Origin of the sequence: Bacteroides sp. (assembly GCF_029057325.1) — a bacterium.
In the GTDB taxonomy this organism is placed as follows: Bacteria; Bacteroidota; Bacteroidia; order Bacteroidales; family Bacteroidaceae; genus Bacteroides.
The window spans coordinates 359-7,403 of the sequence record NZ_JAICZW010000060.1 but is presented as its reverse complement, the minus strand read 5'-3'; the positions used below and the strand labels follow the sequence as shown (position 1 = coordinate 7,403).

At 43.0% G+C, this 7,045-nt stretch carries 6 protein-coding genes and 1 tRNA gene; 2 read left to right on the top strand and 5 right to left on the bottom strand.

Features of this window, described 5'->3' with window-relative positions; genetic code table 11:
- Nucleotides 1-3 precede the first annotated feature (3 nt).
- Nucleotides 4-77: transfer RNA gene (locus K2G43_RS04105), tRNA-Arg, on the top strand.
- 212 nt (nt 78-289) lie between these two features.
- Here K2G43_RS04105 and dapA read toward each other — a convergent pair.
- Nucleotides 290-1,183, bottom strand: coding sequence for a 4-hydroxy-tetrahydrodipicolinate synthase (gene dapA / locus K2G43_RS04100; protein WP_297644838.1), 894 nt, complete (start codon nt 1,181-1,183; stop codon nt 290-292).
- Nucleotides 1,184-1,287: 104 nt separating this feature from the next.
- Entirely contained in the window at nt 1,288-3,285 is a 1,998-nt protein-coding gene (ligA, locus tag K2G43_RS04095; RefSeq protein ID WP_297644840.1) for an NAD-dependent DNA ligase LigA, read from the bottom strand.
- Between the two features lie 157 nt (nt 3,286-3,442).
- Here ligA and trmD point away from each other — a divergent pair, with 157 nt between their 5' ends.
- Nucleotides 3,443-4,120 (top strand): tRNA (guanosine(37)-N1)-methyltransferase TrmD, encoded by a 678-nt coding sequence (trmD, locus tag K2G43_RS04090; protein ID WP_300153070.1) that lies wholly within the window; start codon nt 3,443-3,445, stop codon nt 4,118-4,120.
- A 93-nt stretch (nt 4,121-4,213) separates the two neighbouring features.
- Here the strand turns inward: trmD and K2G43_RS04085 are convergent, their stop codons facing one another.
- From K2G43_RS04085 to K2G43_RS04075, 3 genes are all read right to left on the bottom strand, one after another.
- The gene (locus K2G43_RS04085; RefSeq protein WP_300153068.1) at nt 4,214-5,125 is read right to left on the bottom strand and encodes a dihydroorotate dehydrogenase; all 912 of its coding nucleotides are present in this window, start codon (nt 5,123-5,125) and stop codon (nt 4,214-4,216) included.
- Nucleotides 5,113-5,889, bottom strand: a complete 777-nt coding sequence (locus K2G43_RS04080) for a dihydroorotate dehydrogenase electron transfer subunit (RefSeq protein ID WP_300153066.1) — start codon at nt 5,887-5,889, stop codon at nt 5,113-5,115. Before K2G43_RS04080 ends, K2G43_RS04085 begins: the two co-directional genes overlap by 13 nt.
- A gap of 190 nt (nt 5,890-6,079) precedes the next feature.
- Complete coding sequence (locus K2G43_RS04075; protein WP_300153063.1) at nt 6,080-6,541, bottom strand: helix-turn-helix transcriptional regulator; 462 nt, start codon at nt 6,539-6,541, stop codon at nt 6,080-6,082.
- Nucleotides 6,542-7,045 lie beyond the last annotated feature (504 nt).

The window sequence follows — 7,045 nt, the reverse complement described above, 5'->3', positions numbered from 1 at the left end:
AAAGGCCGCGTAGCTCAACTGAATAGAGTAGCTGACTACGGATCAGCCGGTTACAGGTTTGAATCCTGTCGCGGTCACAAAGAAACTTCTGCATTGGTTTGCAGAAGTTTTTTTATTTCTCCCCTATTCTGCTCCCTCCCGCAGCCGGGGATATCAACTGAAAATGCCACATTTCATCGCCTGAGGTGCTATTTGCGATGAGATGTGGCATTTTGAAGCGTGACACAGAGTTGTTTCAAAACGACAATCAAATCAGATTTGTCGGATTGAATCGAACGGAAGAGGGAGGCTAACACTTAATGTTCAGTTCATTCAGAATCTTGCGCATGGCTTCGAACGTAGTGATACGGGTCGGTACTAATGGCAGACGCAATTTGTTTTCAATCATTCCCATCACATTAAGCATTGCTTTCACCCCCGCAGGATTTCCATCAACGAACAAAAGCTTGAATAATTCGGCAAATTTGTGGTGAATGGTCAGTGCATTTGCATAATCTCCTTGCAAGGCCAAGCGCACCATCCGGCTGAACTCGCGCGGGAAGGCGTTTCCGATAACTGAGATGATACCAACCGCTCCCAAAGTGATAAGCGGGAACGTGATACCGTCATCGCCCGAAATAACGTCGAAATTCGCAGGCTTATTCTTGATAATGTCATCCATTTGGGTGATATCCCCTGAAGCTTCCTTAATGGCTATCACATTTTTGAAATCATGCGCAATGCGTAGAGTCGTTTCAGCCTTCATATTTACTCCGGTACGTCCCGGAACATTATAGAGCACGATGGGAAGGTCTGTTGCTTCTGAAATAGCTTTATAATGCTGGTATATGCCTTCTTGAGACGGTTTATTGTAATAAGGTACAACGGAAAGAATGGCGTCAACTCCGGTGAAATCTTCGTTTTTCAACGTTTCCACCACAGCGCGGGTGTTGTTTCCTCCCACTCCCAGCAGGATAGGTATTCTCCCGTTGACACGTTCGATGACCATCCTTTTGATTCTCTTTTTTTCCTCTTCTGTCAGAGTCGGAGTTTCTGCTGTGGTTCCAAGCACGCATAAGAAATCTGTATTGTTCAGAAGTTGATAATCTACCAAACGCATCAATGCATCATAGTCAACGCTTTCATCCTCTTTAAATGGAGTAATCAGCGCTACCCCCATTCCTTTCAATCTTGTCTGTATCATAAGTACTAATAAAGTAATCTATTATTAAATGATTCGCAAAAGTACGAATTATTTCGATTTTCCCTACAAAAATAAGCTATAAAAAAGTTTTTCGTGGAAATTTGTTAGGATATCAATGCCAAAAACTCATCTTCGCCCATAATCTTTACTCCCAATTTCTGTGCTTTTTCCAGTTTGGCGGGGCCCATATTCTCTCCTGCAAGGATAAAGCTGGTTTTGGACGAGATGCTGCCTACGTTTTTCCCACCGTTTTTCTCAATCATCTCTTTATACTCGTCTCGTGAATGATGAGTAAACACACCGCTGATTACAATGGATTGGCCGGATAACTTGTCTGTGTATCCATTCAAATCCTCTTCTTTTCGGTAGAGTTGCAAGCCGCTTGATTTTAAACGCTCCACCAATGCTTTATTGCCCGGATTTGAAAAATAGGCAACAATGCTCTGGGCTATTTTTTCTCCGATTTCATCAATGGCTTTCAATTTTTCGACATCTGCCTTTTCCAGCTCATCTATGTCGGTGAAAGATTTGGCTATTTTTTTTGCTACCGTTTCTCCTACAAACCGTATGCCCAATGCGAAAAGCACTCTTTCAAAAGGAACCGCCTTGCTTGCGGCAATTCCATGGATAATATTCTCCGCAGACTTTTCTCCCATGCGCTCCAGATTCTTGATGTCATCGGCTTTGAGTTGGTATAGGTCGGCAGTATCTTTTATCAGCTTGAGCCGATAGAACATATCGATGGTTTCCGGCCCTAATCCGTCTATATTCATGGCTTTACGACTGATGAAGTGCTCTATTTTCCCTTTTATCTGAGGCGGACAAGCCGTTTCATTAGGGCAATAGTGGGCGGCTTCTCCTTCATATCGTATCAATTTGCTGCCACATTCGGGACAATGGGTGATAAACTTCACTTTTTCACCGATGAGCATATTGCGGGAATCCAAATCCACTCCTGTTATTTTGGGGATAATCTCGCCGCCTTTTTCCACATAGACCATGTCTCCGATGTGCAAATCAAGACCTTCGATAATGTCGGCATTGTGCAAAGAGGCCCTTTTGACAATAGTTCCCGATAGCTGCACAGGGTCTAAGTTGGCAACCGGAGTTACGGCGCCGGTGCGTCCCACTTGATAAGATACTTTGTTTAAGCGAGTCAGTGCACGTTCGGCCTGAAACTTGTAGGCGATTGCCCATCGGGGCGATTTAGCTGTATAACCAAGGTTCTTTTGCTGTTTCAGGCTGTTGACTTTTAATACAATGCCGTCTGTTGCTACCGGAAGATTTTTACGTTCGGTGTCCCAATAATTAATGTATTCGAAGACCTCTTCCAAAGTATGCGCTTTTTTCATGTGTTCCGATGTCTTGAACCCCCATCGGGCGGCAGTTTGCAGATTTTCGTAATGACCGTCGCAAGGCAATTCTTCCCCCAGCAGATAATAGAGATAGGCATCCAGCTTGCGGGATGCTACCGTGGCGGAGTTTTGCAATTTCAAGGTACCGGATGCCGCATTGCGCGGATTGGCAAAGAGCGGTTCCTCGTGTGCCTCTTTTTCACGGTTAAGCTCCTCGAAAACCGTCCACGGCATTAGAATCTCTCCTCTGATTTCAAACAGTTTGGGATAGCCACCATGAAGAACCAAAGGTATGGAGCGGATGGTCTTTACATTGTCTGTAACATCGTCCCCTTTCTCGCCATCACCACGAGTAACGGCACGTATTAATTTGCCGTCCTCGTATGTCAATGAGATGGAGGTTCCGTCATATTTCAGTTCGCAACAGATTTCAAAATCCTCATTCAACGCTTTTCTGACCCGCTCATAGAAATCGGCCACTTCACTTTCGGAGTAGGTGTTTCCTAACGAAAGCATAGGGTATCTGTGTGCCACTTGAGTGAAATTCTTGTTGATATCACTGCCCACGCGCATGGTAGGCGAATTGTCATCTTGATATTCCGGATGCTCTTTTTCAAGGTCTTGCAGTTCGCGCATCAAGTCATCAAATTCTTTATCAGATATTTCGGGAGCGTTCAGCACGTAGTAATTGTGGTTGTGCCGATGCAAGTCGGCACGAAGTTGGTCTATCTTTTCTTTTGCAGTCATATATTATTTCCGATTGTTTGAACGCAAAAATACGGGTTTCTCCTTGAATATTCGTATTTTTGCCGCCTGAAAATAGACGGGAAGTTGGCAAAAGCGGATAAAATTCGTTTGTGCTTTCTTCTTACGCTACTTTTGTCATAAAACCAAGGACCTAATTATGCGTATTGACATTATCACAGTTTTGCCGGAAATGATTGAAGGATTCTTCAATTGCTCCATCATGAAGCGTGCCCAAAACAAAGGGCTTGCAGAAATACATATCCATAATCTTCGCGACTATACGGAAGATAAATATCGCCGCGTGGATGATTATCCGTTCGGCGGATTTGCCGGGATGGTCATGAAGATAGAACCGATAGAACGTTGCATCAACGCTCTGAAAGCGGAGCGTGACTACGATGAAGTGATTTTCACCACTCCCGATGGCGAGCAGTTCAACCAGCCGATGGCTAATACCTTGTCGCTCGCTCAAAATCTGATTATTCTGTGCGGACACTTCAAGGGAATTGACTACCGTATTCGCGAGCATCTCATCACGAAGGAAATCAGCATTGGCGACTATGTGCTGACTGGCGGGGAACTGGCGGCGGCTGTGATGGCGGATGCCATTGTCCGCATCATACCAGGTGTGATTTCCGATGAGCAGTCTGCGCTTTCCGACTCTTTTCAAGACAACCTCTTAGCGGCTCCGGTCTATACACGTCCGGCAGAATACAAAGGATGGAAGGTTCCTGATATTTTACTATCAGGGCACGAAGCTAAAATTAAAGAATGGGAGTTACAGCAATCGTTGGAAAGGACTCGCAGGTTGCGTCCGGATTTGTTAGATGAATAATTGTATAGATGTAAATAAAATGGAAAAGGACATTTCTGCTGAAATGTCCTTTTTTATGAATCTGTATTGCGAATGGCAATAGTTTGTTATTGTTTACACCTCAAGTGCACCGATAATTTCCTTTACGGAGTGATAACCGTGTCTGTTCAGATAGCTATCAATACCTTCTGCAACTTTTATGGTAACTGCCGGATCGATGAAATTGGCCGTACCGATTTGAATGGCGGAAGCACCTGCAAGCAGGAATTCCACGGCATCCCTCCAGTTCATGATGCCTCCCAAACCTATGACTGGTATTTTTACTGCCTTAGCCACTTGCCATACCATGCGCAAGGCGATAGGCTTTACAGCTGCACCGGACATTCCGCCTGTCACGGTAGAAAGCACCGGACGCCTACGTTCTGCATCTATAGCCATTCCTAAGAGGGTGTTGATAAGAGAAACGCTGTCTGCACCGCCGTTTTCGGCTGCACGGGCTATCTCGGTGATGTCGGTAACGTTTGGTGAGAGCTTCACGATAAGTGTCTTTTTGTAAACTGAACGAACCGCTTTCACCACCTCTTCAGCGCCTTTGGCGGTAACTCCAAAAGCCATTCCACCTTGTTTGACATTCGGACAAGAGATGTTTAATTCTATGGCAGAAATTTTGTCAAGTTCATTAATGGTAGCAGCCGTTTCTACATAGTCTTCGATGGCTGAGCCCGAAACATTGACGATCATGTTGGTCTGAATGTCTTTAATAGTCGGATAAATGTGCTCTACGAAGTAGTGTACTCCTTTATTTTGCAGTCCCACAGCATTTAACATTCCCGATGGAGTTTCCGCCATACGAGGATACGGATTGCCTTCACGTTTGTGAAGGGTGGTCCCCTTTACAATAATACCGCCTATTCGCGTTAAATCAACAAAATCTGCAAATTCCAAACCGTATCCGAATGTACCGGAAGCGGTCATTACCGGATTCTTCAATTGTAATTCGCCTATATTTACACTTAAATCTGCCATAATAGTTTGTTTATATTAAAAACCGGACCTTCTTTACATACACATAAGTGGCCTTCTGAAGTGTTTTCTACGCAACACAGACAAGCGCCTACACCACATGCCATTTTATTTTCCAAAGATACTTCGCAGTTGATTCCTTTGCTCTTGGCGTATTTAGCCACCGCCACCATCATCGGCTTGGGGCCGCACGTATAAATCTGTTCGAAACGGATTTGGTTTAATATGGAGTGCTGGGTAACATAGCCTTTCTCGCCATGGCTGCCATCTTCTGTCGTGGTATATACCTCTCCGTATGCGGCGAATTGCTCCAATTGAAGCAAATCCTTATCGCTTCTGGCACCCAACAGAAAGGTCGGTTTACACCCTTTTTGCGCTAATTGTTCGCCTAAGTACAGCATGGGTGCCGTACCAACTCCTCCACCTACCAGCAAGAGCTTGTCTGAAGGATTTTCGGGCATTGTGAAGCCGTTTCCTAAGGGAAGCACTACATTTATCGTATCGCCTTGCTTGGCTTCTCCTAAACGCCTTGTTCCATCGCCGACAAGCTGGATTAGGAACCATACTTCATTACGTTGTCTGTCCACATAATTAATAGAGATAGGACGGCGTAAGAATGTGGTGGACGAGCCGTCTATGCGAATCTCAGCAAATTGTCCCGGCAGCATTTCCGGAAGCGGGGACGGAGAAGTCAGCTTCAGCAGCACATAGTTGGCGTGCAAGCGGAGGTTCTCTGTCACGGTCAAATCTAAAATATACTTTTTCATATTTTATAAAGAGGTATGTTTATTCTATCGGTTGCAAAGATAATACAAAAACAGGCGGTATCTCTCAAAAGGTTTGGAGATTTTGCGTAAAGGGCAGCACTGTTCGCCTAACCCTTAGGTTTAAAATGCTAAACCTGATGTTTACAGGCGGCATGTTTCTATTGGGTGGCTCTTCTCTGCATGTTTATGGCTAACCTTTGGGTGCAAAAGTCTCGTAAGTATTATCATCGAAGAAAATTCTTATTTCGGTGATTTTTCTTGGAGGCCTTTCTTTGTATATAATCTCCTGTTTTACAATCTCTTTTGATGCTTTTTGAGGTGCCTCTAATGCGATTTCCTTGCGATTTTCGTCTTCATCTGTCCCGTCGGGCTGATTTTCCAAATTCTCAGCGAATAATGGATAGTTCAAATTGTCGTTTGAAGGCGCATCGGGGTCACTGATCATATTTCCAGTTCCAGTTAACAACCAGTTTAAGTCAATATCACTATACCGCTGGTGAAGCCGAAGGATGACTTCTGTACTTGGATATTTGTTGCGCGGTCCTAAAATGTGGGAGATGGTCGCTTGTGCTACGCCAATACTTTCGGCAAAAGCTCCTGCCGTCAGTTTTTCCCGGTCCATAATTGTCTTGATTCGATCTTTTATGCTCATAGAATATAGAAATATAACATTTGTACTAACAAGTTTTTCATTTACAAAGGTAAACGGAAATAATTACATAAGCAAATTTGATAATGTAAATCTTATATATTTCGATTGTAATGTAGTATTCACAAATGTTCGCATTACAATCTTAAATCTTTTGTTTACATCCTAATAATGAAATATTCTAAGGTTTAATAAAGTTATATAAGTATTTGATAGTAAATATGTTATTATTAAATTATAGTCATTGTTAGCAAGAAATTACATTTGTTTAGCCACATCAAGCAGCTATATTTCATTGAATGATTCAACAGCAGCTTATAAACCACTGATATAATACATATTATAGGTGTATAAAATTGGAATTAATGTACCGAACTATATTTGTGTAATCCGATGATTTACTATCGTGAACTAATATAATTACTTATGTATTTACAATTGTTTATTTACAATTGAAATATAAAAGTTATCATGTATATCCAGATGCAAACATTGGTGATTTACATT